This is a genomic window from Candidatus Ichthyocystis hellenicum, from assembly GCF_001460935.1.
Classification (GTDB): domain Bacteria; phylum Pseudomonadota; class Gammaproteobacteria; order Burkholderiales; family 2013Ark19i; genus Ichthyocystis; species Ichthyocystis hellenicum.
Map to the genome: position 1 here is coordinate 1,070,210 of NZ_LN906597.1, position 17,076 is coordinate 1,087,285.

The window sequence follows — 17,076 nt, forward strand, 5'->3', positions numbered from 1 at the left end:
TAATTGTCCATTATGTAAGTATACCGTGAGGTAATTTTTTATCCATGTTTCTCGTTTTATGTTATCTTCGGTGTCTCAGAGTTGGCAATTCTGTTAATTTATCTATCATGTTGTTTTCGTTGTTTGCTTTACTCCATGCATTCATGGTGAGGATATCGGGGTTACTTGTATTTGTGAAGTTTATGTTTAGATTGCTGTTTCGGAATGAGTATGAGTAGATTTTTGATGGGGTTTCATGCGCTTGATATGTTGTTAAGTAGTGATTGTAGTAGAATCAGGAGGGTTTATTATTCGTCTGTGCGCAGAGATAAGCGTATGGACGATGCGTTGAAGAATTTGGAAGAAAGATCCATATCAATTGTTTCTTGCGGTAAGTCTCGTTTATCCCATCTGGTAGGTGATGATCACCATCAGGGTATTGTGATTGAGGTTTATCCATTGCCTTCTTGTAGCATCGATGATGTCTTAGATAGTTGTGATCGTCCAGTTTTGTTGGTGTTGGATGGTGTTACTGATCCCCATAATTTTGGTGCTTGTTTGCGGGTTGCAGATGCCACTGGTGTTACTGCAGTTGTTGTTCCAAAAAATAATAGTTCTAGTTTGACTGGTGTAGTTGTCAAATCATCGTCTGGAGCTAGTGAATTTATCAGGCTGTTATCGGTGACCAATTTGTCACGTTCTTTAAAAATTATGTATGAAGAAAGGGGTATTGATGTTGTCGGTACTGACGATAATGCTGACCTGGATTTGTGGTCCTGGCGTCCTGAAGAGTCTGAGTGTGGTGTAGCGGTGGTTTTAGGTTCAGAGGGAAGCGGTATGAGGAGGCTGACGCGTGAATGTTGCCGTCGTAGCATTAAAATTCCTATGTACGGTTGTGTTGGTAGTTTGAATGTGTCTGTTGCTTCGGGAGTTGTTCTTTACTATGTTCGGCAGCGTTTGTCCAATGGGTAGGCCACGACCATGCTAGCGTTGGTCCGGAGGATATTGTTGGTACGGTTGGAAATTGCCTTCTCTTGTGCTCACTTTGATGAAATTTTATCAATATGCTGTTACTAAGATCTTCAGGGATGTCGGTAGGGGGGGATCCAGTTTTGAGGTAGGCTCTTATGACTCTCTCCAGTATGTCGTAGTCAGGTATGCTGTCGCTGTCTTTCTGGTTTGGTCGAAGCTCAGCTGATGGTGGTTTTTCTAGAATGGTTTCAGAAATTGCTCCTTTTGTGTTCCGGTACCATCTAGCTAATGAGTAAACTTCGCTTTTGAACAAATCACCTATTAAGGCTATTCCACCAATGCTGTCTCCATACATGGTATTATATCCTATAGCCCTTTCTGATTTATTGCTTGTGTTTATGACAAGGGCGTTTTTTTCGTTGGAGTAAGCCATAATAATCTGTGCGCGGATACGAGACTGTAAATTCTCGTGAGCTATACCGCTGGTTATTTTTAAATGTGACTCATAGCACTCTAACATCGGCTCTATTGATAAAGTAGTGGTTCTGCATCCAAGTTCGTTAGCTAAGTTTTGTGCATCACTCATACTTGTTTTTCTATTGAATCGAGATGGAAGTATTAACCCATGACAACTGTTTGCTCCTAAGGCGTCGGAAGCTATACATAAAACAAGGCTAGAGTCTATTCCACCAGATAGACCTATCACAACTTCACTAAATTCATGCTGGTTGCAGTAATCTATCAGTGATGATTTGAGAGCACATACGATTTCTTCTTCTGGTGACGAGAAACATTTTGGCAATTTTTGAGGGATGATATTTTTATCCCTTATTGTTACTATTTGGGTACATTCCTTGAAGCAGGGCAACTTGATCGCACATGTCCCATCAGGATTATATCCAACTGAACCACCCTTAAAAATTAGGTTATCTTGGCTACCTGTACCGTTTAAGTGTATGAACGGGATACGTTTTTTATCGGACAACGTTTTTATCTTTGGTTCTAGATTGTGATCTATTTGGAATTGATGATTTTTTATCGCAATAACAATATCACAGTTGGATGTATCACAACTTTCATCTACTTCCATTGTTAAAAGAATACGGTAACCTTCCCATAAGAAAATTGACGGTGATTCCATGTATTCCTTATAGCAATGACGCTGACGTATTGCATCAAATTTTCTAACCGTATGAACAACTCTATGGTTGATTATTACTACAGATGAATTTACTGCATCATGAAGAGGCAGCCCTACTACTACTGCCAAATCAGTTGGCAGATGTTCACATAGCCAATCTAATCCATCCCTACATGCAGAAATAAATGAATCATGTATAAATGATTCATTTGGTATACACCCACACAGAGATAGTTCGGGCGTGATCACCATCGAAGCTCCATTAATGCGAGCCTCTGTGGCTATTGAAAGTATTTTTCGGATGCGATGACTTATGTTTCCTATGCCATTACTGATTTGCGCCAAAGCTAGAGAAATCACAAATACATATTCCAATTCGTCTGAGTTGGTGCCCAAGAAGGGACTTGAACCCCCACGGTGTTTTGCACCACTAGGACCTGAACCTAGCGCGTCTACCAATTCCGCCACCTGGGCTACGGAACATAGGATGATATCAACTAAGTTTTTCAGCGGCAATGATTATATTTTTTCAGCAGAACTAGCGTTGCTCCAGATCCTCCTAGTTTGGGTGGAGCTGAGCAGAATGCTAGGACGGAATGGGTGTTCATTTTTAGTCCACGTCTGACTATTGATCTCAGTGGTGATTGACCTTGTCTGCCCCGTCCATGTATTATCATCAGGCATCGACACTTTTCTTCTGTGGATTTGGCCATGAATCGTGCCAATTTTATGGTTGCCTCAGTCCTAGTTAGTCCGTGGAGGTCTATTGTCCTTTCAACCGGCCATTGGCAACGCCTGAGGTTTTTGATGGTTTTCGTTGGGACGTCGTCTCGCCTAAAGTCCCCAACCTCTTCCTCGGAATAGTACTCCTCAGAGAATTTATAACTTATTGGTTCATGTGTTTCTTTGTCTTTTATTATACCGATGACGTGCGTGCCTGTTCCGTTTTCATATTCATTCTCGTAGTAGTAATCGTCAACCTTAAGCGGTTCAACGTCAGGAAACAGAGCTGACATCTTCTCACTGTCGTTGCCGTATTTATCGGTACCCACGGCTCTCTCTACATGCCCAAGAAAAATTCCGCATCCAGAGCAGCCATACACCCACTTCCAGCAGATGTTACCGCCTGGCGGTATACGTGATCTTGAACATCTCCAGCAGCAAATACGCCAGGGACACTAGTTTCTGTAGATCCAATAGTGTTTCCTTTCTTTGTTATTATGTAACCATTATTCATGTCAAGTTTCCCAGAGAAAATACTAGTGTTAGGGGTGTGACCAATTGCTATAAATACCCCGCTCAATGATAGGTCTGTTTTTTCTCCCGTATCTGTACTTGCGATCCTCAAACCAGTTACTCCTGAATCGTCACCCAGAACCTCATCAACAGTATGATTCCAAATTAACCGTACGTTACCATCTTTGGATAGTTTGAATAATCTATCTTGTAGTATTTTTTCTCCTCTAAGTTTATCCCGTCTGTGTACCAATATTACTTCCTTACATATGTTAGATAGGTAAATTGATTCTTCTATAGCTGAATTTCCTCCACCAACAACTGCTACTGTTTTTTCTTTATAGAAAAATCCATCGCAGGTGGCACATGCTGATACTCCTCGTCCTAGAAACTTTTGTTCTGACTCTAGACCCAAGTATTTTGCAGTTGCCCCAGTGGCGATAATCAAGCAATCACAAGTATATGTATTATTTCCTTCGAGCTTGAAAGGTTTTTCCTTCAGGTTGACGTGCTCGATGTTGTCGAAAATTATATTTGTATCAAAACGTTCTGCATGCTTCTTAAAGCGTTCCATAAGGTCAGGGCCCATAACCCCGGTATGGTCCGCCGGCCAATTGTCAACGTCCGTTGTGGTCATTAACTGACCTCCTGGAAAAGTTCCAGTTATTAGTAGCGGGGAAAGATTAGCCCGTGCAGCGTATATAGCTGACGTATAACCTGCCGGCCCCGATCCTATGATGATTAACTTTCTGTGATTACTACTAGTGCTCATGTGTATTTATTCCTGCTATAGGGTTATTCAATTAGACAAAACCCTCGATGTGTCTTACTTTTTATCTACAAAATAAGAAATCTTTTGGGTTTATACTGTTGCTTTATACCGGATTTGGAGTCTAATATCTAGTTAGCCAGTATACCATTTAATAGTATTACCGTGACAAACTGATTTTTCCTTCTAGTGTTTTCTGTTTCTTTGCGCGGAGAAATTGTGTGTCACTTTTATTAAATTAAGTGATATGCTTTACTCGTTATTCGCTGATTGATGTTATCTATATTCGGCACTGAGGTGTCTTTTAAGTACTTGTTTTTGACTTTTTGGAGGAACCAAATGTCTATTGGCCGGGCGTCTGCCGTCTCAAAGAGTGATTTGGCCGTGCGTGTGGGTAAGGTACAGTTATTCTCTTCTCTTAACCCTGAACAGTTATCCCAGCTTCTTACGTATGCTGTCCATCGTAAGATTCCTCGTACGCAAATGATGGTTGCACTTGGTGAGAAAACTGATTCATTTTATGTAATTCTATCTGGAGCTATGAGAGTTGTCGTTGGTGATGAGGAAGGTCGTGAGGTTATTGTTTCCATATTGAACTCAGGAGATTTTTTCGGAGAAATGGGTATAATTGACGATGAGCCTCGTTCTGCTAGTGTTGTTAGTGCTGAGCCTTGTGAGATTTTGGTTTTTTCAAAGGATTCGTTCCGTGCTGTCTTGACCGAATATCCAGCAGTTTCTTGGCAATTGATGAGAAGTTTGGCTCAGCGTTTGAGGGTGGCTACTAGGAAAATTGAAACCCTCGCTCTTATGGATGTTTACGGTCGTGTGGCTAGGCTTCTTCTTGATTTTTCTGAAGATGCTGATTCTGGTAAAAGGTTTGTTTCTAGGCGTCTCTCTAAGCAGGATATTGCTAGGATGGTTGGGGCATCTCGTGAAATGGTTAGTAGGGTTATGCGTGATTTAACCGATAGGGGTTTAATTCAGTCTGCTGACGGCAAAATTTACTTATCTAGTCGCCTAGGTGTAGGTCTTTAGAAATCCCGTGCCGGAAGGCACAGATGTTTTGTGTCTTCCTATGCATCCGTCTCGCCTACGTTCATAATGTCAAATGTGCATTTTTGGTGTTTTATTCGGGATTATGAAAAAGGTTAATGTTAAAAAAAGATCTTCTGTTTCTAACTTTTCTGCAGCAGCTTTGTCTCCTCGTGCTCCAGACTTGTTTCGGGAAATTCGTTGGCTTATCTCTTTTGGTGCTGCGTTTTTTTTGTTTCTGGTACTGTTTAGTTACGATCCAACGGATCCCGGTTGGTCTAGGTCGAGTTCAGTTATTTTATTTGTACACAATATAGGTGGAGTTTTTGGTGCTTGGGTTTCTGACTTCTTGCTGTACCTATTTGGGTATTCATCATATTTAATTCCGACGTCATTTGTTCTGAGTGTTGTGCGTAGCCCAAAATTTGATGCTATGCAATTTGGTATGTTGTGGCGATTCTTTGGGGCATTGCTTGCTTTATGGTCCGCTTCATCCTTCGAAGCAATTCATTTTTATGACTCTAACTGGCGTTTGCCTGGTCATCCTGGAGGAGTTTTGGGATTAAGTACCATAGTTTATTTAGTACCATTTTGGGGATTGGCAGGTATTAGCCTGCTAAATTTCATTGCTTTTTTTACCGGATTTTCTTTAATGACTGCCATTTCATGGGCCCAAATTTGTGAATTTGTAGGTTATTTAACAGAGAAAGCATATTTTTATACGTCTCAGTTTGTAAGAGAGACCTGCTCTAATTGGGGCATTGGTGGTAGAGAGGCATTTACTAGTGACTTGATAGAAAAAGACTTGAAGCCAACTAAGCCTAAGCGGGCTATAATTGTTTCCCATGAAGAAGAAGTTGTTTCCCCGAAAAAAACTTTAATACCGGTTGAATATCCTGAGGCTCTGAAAAAAGGTAAATTGTCTAAACCTATTAATATTGGTATAGCTAAATTGGATATTGCTGACGCTGGGTGTCCTCCTCTATCGTTGCTTATTTCTCCAGAAGAGAAGAAAAATTTAGTAAATGAAGAGCAGATTAATCAAATATCCCGTTTAATTGAGAAACGCTTGATAGAGTATGGTGTGAGCGTTAGGGTTATAGGTGCTTATCCAGGGCCCGTTATTACTCGTTATGAAATTGAACCAGATGTCGGTGTCAAAGGTAGTCAAATTGTTTCACTTGTAAAAGATTTATCCCGCGTATTATCAGTGTCATCCATTAGGGTTGTTGAGACTATTCCTGGAAAAGCATGTATGGGTTTGGAAATACCAAACCCACAAAGAGAGTTGGTTCGTCTGTCAGATGTTTTATGTAGTGATGCTTATCAAGATTCTTCATCTTTGCTAACAATTGCTCTAGGTTGTGATATTTCCGGTGATTCAGTGGTGGCAGATTTGAGCAAAATGCCTCACTTATTGATAGCAGGTTCAACGGGATCAGGTAAATCAGTCGGTGTTAATGCCATGATTTTATCTCTAATTTATAAATCATCAGCTGACTCGGTTCGGTTAATAATGATTGATCCTAAGATGCTAGAGCTTTCAGTTTATGAAGGAATACCTCATCTTTTAGCTCCAGTAGTGACGGATATGTCTCGTGCTTCTAACGCTTTAAACTGGTGTGTTGCAGAGATGGAGCGACGTTACAAGGTTATGTCATGCATTGGTGTTAGGCATTTGAGTGGTTATAACGCTAAGGTTAGTGCTGCAAAAAAATCAGGTAAACCATTGATGATACCGTCACCCGATTCTGAACTTGGCTCAGAAGAATTGTTTACAATGCCGTATATTGTTGTAGTCATAGATGAATTGGCTGATTTAGTTATGGTTGTTGGAAAAAAAGTTGAAGCATCTATAGCTCGTTTGGCACAGAAAGCCAGAGCTGCCGGTATACACTTAATTTTAGCGACTCAAAGACCATCAGTTGACGTAATTACAGGACTAATCAAGGCTAATATACCTGCGCGTATTTCTTTTCAAGTCGCCAGCCGCATCGATTCTAGGACAATTTTGGATCAAATGGGTGCAGAGTCCTTGTTGGGTCAAGGTGATATGCTTTATCTTCCACCGGGACAAGCTTATCCTATTCGTGTTCATGGGGCGTATGTTACTGATGAAGAGGTTCATGCAGTTTCTAACTTTTTAAGGGATCAATCAGGACCATGTTATTTGCCATCTATGGTTGCATCTTTAGAATCGATACCTGGTAATACCGAGTCTGAAGGTAGTGTAGATTTAGATCCCCTTTATGATCGAGCAGTAGAGATTGTGCTTAACTCTAAGCGTCCATCTATTTCTTTGGTGCAGAGACATTTACGTATTGGCTATAATCGTGCAGCACGTATAATTGAACAAATGGAAGCGCAGGGTTTGGTATCTCCGGTGCAGAGTAATGGCAATCGGGATTTGTTGGTTACAAATTAAGGTGGGTGTATCTTGAAGTGGATTATTCTTTCTAGTTGCTTACTTTGTTTTCCGGTGTTCGCTGGTCCAGTTGATAGTATGTATGATTTTTTAAAAAATACTACTTCTATATCAGCGGATTTTGTGCAATTTTATGATGATAAACGTATTAAAGAGGGGCATGTTATCATCCAGCGATTAGTTGGTTTTCGTTGGGCTTACAGTAATCCTCGGCAGATTTACGTTGGGTTCAGGAATACATTGTCTTTTTATGATGAAAGTTTGATGCAAATTATCAAGCATCATGTGATGAATTGGGATGCATTTCCGTTGTCTATTGTTTTAAATCCTTCTCGAATCAGTAGGTTCCGTTTGACTTCTCTCTCTTCTGGTGGGAATGTAGATTTTATCAGACTTGTTCCGAAGGGTTTTTCCTCGTCATCCATAAGTTATATAACAGTTGGATTGGTTAAGGGTGAACCTTGTTATTGGGATATTTTTGATGCTACGCACCATCATACTACTCTTGATTTTTACAACATTGTTATCAATCAACCAGTATCCGAAAAAGTATTCTCCATAGTTGCTACAAGTGGTATCGATGTTATCGATGTGAGTCGTTCTTCTGCAGTAGGTAGTTTTTAATTATGGAAAGTGATGATTATGATTGACATTCATTGGTTGAGGTCTAACCTTGATGAATTTTGTGCAGAACTTAAAACTAGGGGATTTGACTTTGATCGCTCTATGTTTGAGTCTCTGGAAGAGAGGCGAAAGGAAATTCAGTCACGTACCCAGTTTTTACAGGCAACTCGTAATAGGTTATCCAAGGATATTGGTAATTGTATTCGCCAAAATGCTAATGTCGACGAATTAAAGAAGCAAGTCGAAGAACAGTCAGATCAGTTGCAATTGTGTGAGGATGAGTTAGGAAAAATTTTATTTGATATTAACGATCTATTGTTGACTGTTCCTAATATTCCCCAGCAATCAGTTCCTTTTGGTAACTGTGAGGATGATAATGTTGAAATTAGAAGATGGGGTAATCCTAGGTCATTTGATTTTGAAGTTAAGGACCACCTCAAAATCGGACAGATTATGTCAGGATTAGATTTTTGTCAGTCTAGTGCGTTGAGTGGATCACGATTTGTTGTAATGCATGGACTGATTGCTCATATGCATAGAGCCCTTGCTCAGTTTATGTTGGATGTTCACGTCAATAAACATGGTTACAAAGAGGTTTCTGTTCCGTACATAGTCCATGAGCGCTGCCTGTTTGGAACGGGGCAACTTCCAAAATTTTCAGAAGAATTATTTGAGGTATGTCATAGAGAAAATGAGCATTTTTACCTAATTCCAACGGCAGAAGTTCCAGTTACTAACCTACATCGTGAGCAGATCATATCAGGAAGTGATTTGCCTTTAAGGTATGTTTGCTACACTCCTTGTTTTCGCTCAGAGGCTGGTGCAGCTGGTAGGGATACTCATGGAATGATTCGTCAACATCAGTTTGATAAAGTTGAGTTGGTTCAGATTGTTTCTCCAGAGTCATCAGAGATGATGCATGAGGAATTAACCACACATGCTGAGAAGATTTTGCAACTTCTAAATTTGCCATACAGGGTAGTTTCATTATGCAGGGGGGACTTGGGGTTCAGTTCTTCAAAAACTTATGATATCGAGGTATGGATTCCTTCTAGTAACAAATATCGCGAGATTTCTTCTTGTTCGAACTTTTTATCTTTTCAGTCGAGGAGAATGAATACGCGCTATCGGGATGACAAGAGCAAGGGAACTATATTTCCTCATACTCTTAATGGTTCAGCTTTGGCAGTTGGAAGGACATTAGTTGCGATAATGGAAAATTACCAGCTAGAAGACGGAAGGATAGATATTCCAGAAGTAATAATTCCATATATGAATAGATTTGATAGATAGTAAATCACTTGTCAATGCTTTTTTCCATTGACTGAAGTAATAGGTAGTACGTCTTTACCTTTTCCACTGTAAGTATGGCTTGTTTAACTCGAGCATGGAGTGATCCACATAGTTTTTCTTTGCCGTCAGGATGGTAGCCAATTCTTTCTGCTTCTATGTAATGGGAAACATGAGATAATCCTATGTTGTATGCTGCAATTGCTGTCCATAGTTTCTGGTGATCATTTTCTCCGGCTAGGTTTTTTTTAATAGATGAAAGATATTTTGCGGCAGCGGTAATTTCATTCTGTATAGATCTTACTTTTTTCAGAGATAGCTCTTTTGCTGTTTGGTCTGTTAATTGCATGAACCCGGTAACACCAGTTGGAGATTTAGCGTATACATTCCAATGTGACTCTTGGTATGCCAGCGCAGCTAAGATCCTCCAATCTAAATTAGTTTGTTGAGCTGCAGCTATGAACATCTTCTTATATCTAGGTAATTTGTTCCTTACGTCTCTTATAAAATGATTTATGTTGTACAAATTTCTAGACCAGTAACTGTCAAGAAACTTTTTCTGTATTCTTTTGAGATCACCACTGGATGTTAGATCATCGTGAAAAGAAATCAATTTTTTTAGAAGTAACGGATTTCTATCTGAATCTATTTTCCAATAATGTTTTTCCTCTTTAATTGAAATGGGACGTGATTTTTTAGACCAACTCAAGTTTAGGTTTATTTTCTTGCTCACTAGGAACGGACCAAGTGAAACCAAATTAGATGCATCGTCTTGATCTGACAAGTCTATGGACAAATCTGCTCTTCCTTGTTCAACATATTTGTTAATATTACTGTACTTAGGTAGTATTTCTAGTACTACCGTACATCCTAATACATCGGCCAAACGTTGAACAAGTTCATACTCATACCCATTAACTTTTCCATATTTATCAATGGAAAGCAGTCGTGGGGATAATCTGGACACCACTATTACCGATCTTATTGGTAGACTATTATCCCGCATTCTTACCAGGTAAAAGCTAAATAGCAACAACAAAAAAACAGAAATAAACCATACGGGGAATATTTCTTTCTCAAGATACATAGTGTCCATTTTTCTTTTGTAAAATATTCCTCTCATAAGGATAATCATAATCCCGTTGTTACATATGTGCTTCCTAGACTAAGTCGAAATCAATCTTTGTCCAATTGATTTTTATGATAAATAGATAAAAATATTTTTTCATCAGAAGTGAAATTTTTGTCATGACGATCAACAAGTAGGACAAACTAAAATCTGAAAGAATTTACACAGGGGGGGGTGTAGCAAGCAACTACTTACTGGAATAATTTATCCAACTCCCCGGATTCGGCCATGTCACGCATTATATCGGACCCACCGATAAACTCTCCATGAACGTAAAGCTGGGGGATTGTTGGCCAATTTGAAAAAGTCTTTATTCCTTCCCTGATCTCAGGGTTCTCTAAAACATTTACACTCAAAAAATCACGGACGCCACATTTGTGCAATAATTTAACCGCCATACCCGAAAAACCGCACATAGGAAACTTTGGGGTTCCCTTCATGTACAGAACCACCTCGTTCTGAGTAATCTGGTCAGATATTATCTTATGTAACTGTTCCATGGAGATCAAGACTAATAGTAAAAACACGTATAAGGCTATCACGATCATTTGTTTGTAGCAATGATTTGCCTAATTTTAGCGTTTCTAAATTTTTTTATATAATTAAGCTGTGTAATTTTGCCATTTTTGGTGTTTGCTGTGGTAAAAAGTATTCTCGTGATATAATTAGCTGTTTTTAATAATATTTTTCGGTGCCGGCAACCGATTGATTTGTGTTGCCTAAGTTGTGGTGGCAATTGTGTTCATAAATGTCGGGTTTTCTAGGAAGTTATTAGATTAATTGTAGGCCAGAGGTGATAGAAGTGGTGAACTGGACCAGATCCTTTTCCTACGCTATTTTTTTCCCCATTCTTTATGGCCATATGGATGTATTGTTTTGCTTTTTTGCACGCCGCTTCTACATCCAGTCCCAGTGCCAATCCCGATGTTATGGCGGCTGACATCGTACATCCAGTTCCGTGGGTGTTTTTTGTGGGTATGCGCTCACCATGCAGAACAGTGACTTCTTTTTGTACCGGGCAGTATAGCCAGTCGTCACATAATTCATTCTTATCGTGACCGCCTTTCAACAGTATATAGCCTGAAGCATACTGCACGAGACTTTTCATTATCTCAGACTTTTCTGTAACTTCTTTTTTTCCTACTAGGCGTGCAGCTTCCAATCTATTGGGAGTGATGATAGTAGCTAGTGGAATTAGTTCATATTTTAGGGCGTCTATTGCATCTTCTTTTAGGAGTATATCACCTGATTTAGCATACATTACTGGGTCAAGGACGACAGGAATATTTTTTGCTCGATGAGAAATGAAACTAGATACTAACTCTATTATTTCTCCCGAAAAAAGCATACCAATTTTTATACTATCTGGTTGAATATCATCGAAAATAGCCTCGAGTTGGTCAGATATCGATGATAGAGGAAGTTCATAACATCGTCGTACCCCCATAGTGTTTTGGACTGGCAGGGCAGTTATTACAGTCATACCATAGCAACCCCATGCTGAGAATGTTTTCAGGTCTGCTTGTAGTCCAGCTCCCCCAGACCCGTCAAAACCAGCTATGGATAAGCACTTACGGTAATTAGTTACTGACATATAGATACTCCCTCATTACGATGCAGCAACAAACCATAAATTTCCATTTTGTCTGTGGTGTTATCGTAGTTTGCGCAACACAACAAAATCACCCTAGAATGATAACATTTCTGCCTCTGACATAGAACTAAGAATATCTATGAAGTGACACCTGAAGCTTCCAGGTAGATTTGATTTTTTGGCTGCGTATTGTCCGCACATAGAAAAGTATGCGGTTGCAGCATGTGACGCTTCTGTATAGTTTCCAGATATAGCACAAAATGCAGAAATAATTGATGACAGGGCGCATCCCATTCCAGTTATGGATCTCATGATAGGGGATCCAAACGATACTCGTGATACTGCTTCCGTATTGATTATGTAGTCATCTTTACCTGTTACAACTACTGTAATGCCATTGATTCTTGAAAAATAATGCACTAACGACAACAGGTTGTCTATGTTTCTACACGATGACGAGTCCACTCCTTTTTTTACTGAGTTCTCCGGTGGTGCTTCTACAATTGCTGCTATCTCGTCTGCGTTACCTCGAATAACGTTAGAAAATCCTATAAAGCTTTTGGCCGCTTTAGTTCTTATTAGAGTAAATCCTGCTCCAACTGGGTCTAGTACTACAGGTTTTTGTAGCTTATTAGCTATTATTGCAGCCTGGTGCATGAGCTCAAATAAAGCTTCATTGATTGTTCCTATGTTTATGTACAGAGCTTGACTTTGACTAATGATATCTGCTGTTTCCCTTGGATCTTGATACATTATAGGGGAGGCCCCAATTGCCAATAGTGAGTTTGCTACAAACTCGTTGGTAACGGAGTTTGTAATGCATGCCACAATAGGTCGAGAAGATCGTATGGACTGAACATAATTTATTGTACGTTCCGCGCAGAAAATCACTTCTGATCCGTAAAAAATTAACTAATACCAATTTTATCATGGTTGTTGGTAAGAAGTCTTAATCTTTGAATGGTTTGCTCAAGATGTCTTGATGTATGCAGGCAGTTTATGCATGCTATTCCTTGTGCTCCGGAAGCAAATATATCATGTGCGTTATTCTCTGTAATTCCACCTATGGCAATAATGGTGTGATTTGATAGTCTTGCTAGTTTGGCAAACGTTTCTATTCCTATTGCCGGTGTTTCTGGTTTATTGGGTGTTTGGAAGATAGGACCTATTCCTACGTAATCTATGGGTAATTCTTGAGATGATATTAGCTGTTCTTCATTACATACTGACAGACCAATAATTTTGTCAGGACCAAGTTGTTTGCGAGCTTCTATTGCATGTATATCTGTTTGTCCGATGTGAACTCCATCGGCATTAATGTCTTTACAAACATGAATATTGTCATTAATTATCAGTGGTATGTTTAATTTTTGCAAACATGACAGAAAGAGTTGGCCTATTTCTACAAAGGTTTCTGAGTCAATGTTTTTTGCTCTGAGCTGAACACATGTTACCCCATATTCTACGCAACGGCACACAAACTGCAGATATTGGGTAATGTCGTTAACTTGTAATTTTGTTACCAAAATCAGACGCATTTTATCATCTATAGTTGACATATGGTACTCATGAGTCTGCGGAGAATAAAAAAATATTCCCTTGATTGGTCCAATCTTTATACTTACGTAGCTGTTATCTTTACTTAGATGCCTATGATACGCAACCAATAGTTTTATGTATAAGCCTATGAAGTAAAAATAATAAATGTAATTAATAACGAAATTATCAATTTCCAGTGATTACCTCACTAAAAACGTATTATTGGTGGTAATTGTACCGATATTGATACTTTTTGACACTTTACCTTTGTGATTCAGGTGTTTTCTAATACCGATACTAGGTAATTTCATTACCCATAATGTTATTGGAATGTATTTTCCTAAATCATTAAAAGCTTCTAAACTTTAATTACTCTTTATTGTTAGATATGACGACCAAACATGCGTAAACCTTATATAAAAAATTATGAAAAACAGGTGATAGCGTAATTATTAATTCATCTAATAAGTACTATTTTTTTCTGCTGTTATTCTATTAACTCGGCTAAATATGTATTCATATCAAATTTTATTCATCGAAGTTAAGAACTGAGTTTATATTTCATAAGTTAAGTCTTGATGTAATCATTGGCAGGTATATGGTTAATTATGATCCTATATGTCATATTGCTAATCATTTTATGAATTAGTAATTATATATTTAGTTTGTACTAGTGTTTGCGCTTTCTAGTACAAGGATTGAAGATTAATTCATAAAATATTTTCAATATGATGTTTGTTGTGGCACATGGTTCTAACTCATTAACTTGAAGTGACAAAATGATTGCAGACATAACTTTAAATAATAATTTAGTCATGTTTTTGTAATTATGCTTGGATAATTGTGTAAATATGCCTAGATAATTGTATGTATACTATTCTATTTTTACGTTAGATCTAATTGATTTGTCATTACTGGTTATCTTTGATCTTTTGATATGCTAATGATGTAATAATTGCCAGCGTTGTGGTGCCAATTAATATATTAACATACAATTTCTCTCCTATATCGGTTTGGCACTGATTAGTGTGTCTTGTGTTGGTTTCCAGGTGTGTGTTTTGTGAGGGCAGTGTTTTGTGTGTGTAAGGACTTTAGTTTATTTCAAAAACACAAAAGAGCAATTCAGGGATCATGAGATTAGGGCTTGTAATTTTATGGCATATGATGGCTCTTACCTATCAGGATCTGGTCCTTATGGGCATTGACTGAAGGATTTAAGCGTCTTCTAGAATCTGGGGAAAGGGTAAAGTTTGCCGTATTTAGCAGGGGGGTGTTTATAGGCAGAACTAATATTTCTCATGCATCTATTGCTGGTTTTCAGCAAGTCATAACTGCCGGACATGCAGTATGTGTGTGTACCGCAAATTCTTACAGTGAAATGCAGTGCTTTAAAGAAATCCGTAGCTTGGAAATTGACAATGAAACGGGACACTACCAAGTAACTACTGACTGTCTTAAGAAGGCTGTTCATCACTTTGACTCTATAGGGTACAAAGTGTCCGTAGTAAAGAATTGGTTAACTGGGGAAGAGGTGGATTTTGGCTCATCGCGCGTGCAATTGAATCATGGCCATGACAATAGGAATTTGTACTTTTTTCCTCATGAGTGGTGTAAATTGCAAAGTTTTTAGTTGCAGTTCATTGTTAAAGGCGTTGGATTATAATTCACCCAGTTTGTTAAGACATGGGGCTAATACAGATAATTTTGAATGTTGTTATATCGATAGATTTTTGTTGTAATTGGTATTTTTGATAATACTTTTCCTTTTATTCGTGGCTGATATATTGTTTAACATTATGGATGCGGTTAGGGAAATTATTATTTGGTATGAATTTTCCACGATTAACCGATTTTGTTAAAGACATCCAATACATTTAGAAAAATACATACTCATTTGTTGCCCTGAGCGGTGCGTTTTCCATTTTGATGTGTACAGGCGATACTTGCATTTCTCAGTTCATATTACCACATATTGTTTTTTACTTAAGCGCTTCATTAAGGCAAGAACAAGTATGAGATGTACTTGTTATCGAAGCTTTGACCATAACTTTACCGTTACGATCGACGGTAAAAAATTGTATAAACGTCAATCTCACCCCATATATGATCAAATGTGTGAAATATCTTTGTTTTACTATAAGATTTAATCACTGTATAACAGCGACCGCAAACCAAATAGTTGCCTATAAAATATCTACTGATACACAATATATGGTTTATTAACATTTTAATAGCAATTATTTACATTTATATATTTATAATGTGTTATTAGTAAATTATTGTTTAATATCAATATGTTGACTAAAATTTTATTTTTATGTAGATTGCTGTTGAAAACAGTGTTTATTTTAAGGAGTAATGTTTTTCCGCTTAGGTAAGGGGAAAATTGTGAGTTCATGTCATATACAAGTATTTGAAAATAAAATGGAAGAATATAAAAATGAGGAAATTGTAAACTGTAATCTTATGGCTTACGGAAGTGATTATCTGAGCGGCTGTGGTCCTTATGGGCAATCTACAGAAGGATTTAAGCGTCTTCTAGAATCTGGGGAAAGGGTAAAGTTTGCCATACATGAAAAAGGTATTTTTATTGGCAGAGCTAATATTTCTCATGCATGTATTGCTAGTTTTCAGCAAGTTATTTCCTCAGGTCATGTGATGTGCCAGAAAGTTGTTGCAGAATCGGTAGAAGTTGTTGCAGAATCGGCAGATTCAGGAAAAAAACCAGAGGATTATGAGCTAAGATTGTTACTTGATAATGAAACTGGGCACTACAGAATGCCTGTAAGTTCTCTCGTTGTAGCAATTTCTCGCTTCGAATCTATAGGATACGCCGTGGATTTGTTGAAAGATTGGGTAACTGGTCTACCTGTAGATTTTAGCTCGGAGTGTGTATAACCAAATCTGGACACAGACGATATAGATTTGTATTTCTTGTCGCATGAGATACGCAACTTGAGAATTGTTTAATCGCAAGTTCTGCGTTTTATTGCATTAAAGTAGTTGTGTGACCTATTGGTGCTGGGGATGAACATCATCGTTATTTGTACCAACAACACGTTCGACGGGTATATATTTATAACTAAACAACGAAACAACATAAATAAGTGTTGTAAGTAGAGTTATCAAATAAAGATGAACAAATAACCGACCTATTACCTAAATACTAAGCGTAATTTATTTTCAGGCATGCCTTGTTGTGGCTATTGACTTATTTCATATGTGATATGAATATTTATACTAATATGGAATGTAGATTTGTTAAAGTATCTTTGATTTGTCATCGATGGACAATCATCCCTGGGTATCCATTTGGAATGCGTTCGTTATTTATATTTACTATATT

Annotated in this window: 16 protein-coding genes and 1 tRNA gene; 8 read left to right on the forward strand and 9 right to left on the reverse strand. The window is 38.2% G+C overall.

Annotation, left to right across the window (positions count from 1 at the left end):
- The first annotated feature begins 210 nt into the window (after positions 1-210).
- Positions 211-951 (forward strand): 23S rRNA (guanosine(2251)-2'-O)-methyltransferase RlmB, encoded by a 741-nt coding sequence (gene rlmB, locus Arg41_RS04315; protein WP_092343377.1) that lies wholly within the window; start codon positions 211-213, stop codon positions 949-951.
- Here rlmB and nadE read toward each other — a convergent pair.
- The 4 genes from nadE to trxB all read right to left on the reverse strand — a co-directional run bounded on the left by nadE (position 863) and on the right by trxB (position 4,100).
- Entirely contained in the window at positions 863-2,452 is a 1,590-nt protein-coding gene (gene nadE / locus Arg41_RS04320; protein WP_092490509.1) for an NAD(+) synthase, read from the reverse strand. The two genes, rlmB and nadE, sit on opposite strands and share 89 nt — an antisense overlap.
- A 26-nt stretch (positions 2,453-2,478) precedes the next feature.
- Positions 2,479-2,566, reverse strand: a tRNA-Leu gene (locus Arg41_RS04325).
- A gap of 32 nt (positions 2,567-2,598) precedes the next feature.
- Positions 2,599-3,195 (reverse strand): Smr/MutS family protein, encoded by a 597-nt coding sequence (locus tag Arg41_RS04330; protein ID WP_141663192.1) that lies wholly within the window; start codon positions 3,193-3,195, stop codon positions 2,599-2,601.
- Positions 3,153-4,100: a thioredoxin-disulfide reductase gene (gene trxB, locus Arg41_RS04335; protein ID WP_092343380.1), complete on the reverse strand. Its 948-nt coding sequence runs from the start codon at positions 4,098-4,100 to the stop codon at positions 3,153-3,155. Before trxB ends, Arg41_RS04330 begins: the two co-directional genes overlap by 43 nt.
- Positions 4,101-4,370: 270 nt before the next feature.
- On the opposite strand from trxB, the gene Arg41_RS04340 reads away from it, so the two are divergent.
- From Arg41_RS04340 to serS, 4 genes are all read left to right on the forward strand, one after another.
- On the forward strand, positions 4,371-5,132 hold the full coding sequence (locus Arg41_RS04340; protein ID WP_242641399.1) for a Crp/Fnr family transcriptional regulator: 762 nt from the start codon (positions 4,371-4,373) through the stop codon (positions 5,130-5,132).
- Between the two features lie 103 nt (positions 5,133-5,235).
- Positions 5,236-7,554 (forward strand): DNA translocase FtsK, encoded by a 2,319-nt coding sequence (locus Arg41_RS08420; RefSeq protein WP_092343382.1) that lies wholly within the window; start codon positions 5,236-5,238, stop codon positions 7,552-7,554.
- A gap of 12 nt (positions 7,555-7,566) precedes the next feature.
- A complete protein-coding gene (locus Arg41_RS04350; protein WP_092343383.1) occupies positions 7,567-8,178 on the forward strand; it encodes a LolA family protein in 612 nt (203 codons plus the stop codon).
- An 18-nt stretch (positions 8,179-8,196) separates the two neighbouring features.
- A complete protein-coding gene (gene serS, locus Arg41_RS04355; RefSeq protein ID WP_092343384.1) occupies positions 8,197-9,471 on the forward strand; it encodes a serine--tRNA ligase in 1,275 nt (424 codons plus the stop codon).
- 4 nt (positions 9,472-9,475) lie between these two features.
- Here the strand turns inward: serS and Arg41_RS04360 are convergent, their stop codons facing one another.
- The 5 genes from Arg41_RS04360 to thiE all read right to left on the reverse strand — a co-directional run bounded on the left by Arg41_RS04360 (position 9,476) and on the right by thiE (position 13,750).
- Positions 9,476-10,591: a transglycosylase SLT domain-containing protein gene (locus Arg41_RS04360; RefSeq protein ID WP_157722269.1), complete on the reverse strand. Its 1,116-nt coding sequence runs from the start codon at positions 10,589-10,591 to the stop codon at positions 9,476-9,478.
- Positions 10,592-10,788: 197 nt separating this feature from the next.
- Positions 10,789-11,097 (reverse strand): Grx4 family monothiol glutaredoxin, encoded by a 309-nt coding sequence (grxD, locus tag Arg41_RS04365; RefSeq protein WP_092343386.1) that lies wholly within the window; start codon positions 11,095-11,097, stop codon positions 10,789-10,791.
- 260 nt (positions 11,098-11,357) lie between these two features.
- Entirely contained in the window at positions 11,358-12,191 is an 834-nt protein-coding gene (thiD, locus tag Arg41_RS04370) for a bifunctional hydroxymethylpyrimidine kinase/phosphomethylpyrimidine kinase (protein ID WP_092343387.1), read from the reverse strand.
- 93 nt (positions 12,192-12,284) lie between these two features.
- Positions 12,285-13,082, reverse strand: coding sequence for a hydroxyethylthiazole kinase (gene thiM, locus Arg41_RS04375; RefSeq protein ID WP_157722270.1), 798 nt, complete (start codon positions 13,080-13,082; stop codon positions 12,285-12,287).
- 17 nt (positions 13,083-13,099) lie between these two features.
- On the reverse strand, positions 13,100-13,750 hold the full coding sequence (gene thiE / locus Arg41_RS04380; protein ID WP_092490510.1) for a thiamine phosphate synthase: 651 nt from the start codon (positions 13,748-13,750) through the stop codon (positions 13,100-13,102).
- Between the two features lie 1,056 nt (positions 13,751-14,806).
- Between thiE and Arg41_RS08425 the strand changes: the two genes are divergently transcribed.
- The 3 genes from Arg41_RS08425 (at position 14,807) to Arg41_RS04390 (ending at position 16,628) form a co-directional block, all read left to right on the forward strand.
- Positions 14,807-14,935 (forward strand): hypothetical protein, encoded by a 129-nt coding sequence (locus Arg41_RS08425; RefSeq protein ID WP_278183669.1) that lies wholly within the window; start codon positions 14,807-14,809, stop codon positions 14,933-14,935.
- Entirely contained in the window at positions 14,932-15,360 is a 429-nt protein-coding gene (locus tag Arg41_RS04385; protein WP_092490511.1) for a hypothetical protein, read from the forward strand. The genes Arg41_RS08425 and Arg41_RS04385 overlap by 4 nt, the downstream gene beginning before the upstream one ends.
- Positions 15,361-16,118: 758 nt before the next feature.
- Positions 16,119-16,628, forward strand: a complete 510-nt coding sequence (locus Arg41_RS04390; protein ID WP_157722271.1) for a hypothetical protein — start codon at positions 16,119-16,121, stop codon at positions 16,626-16,628.
- The last annotated feature ends 448 nt before the right edge of the window (positions 16,629-17,076 follow it).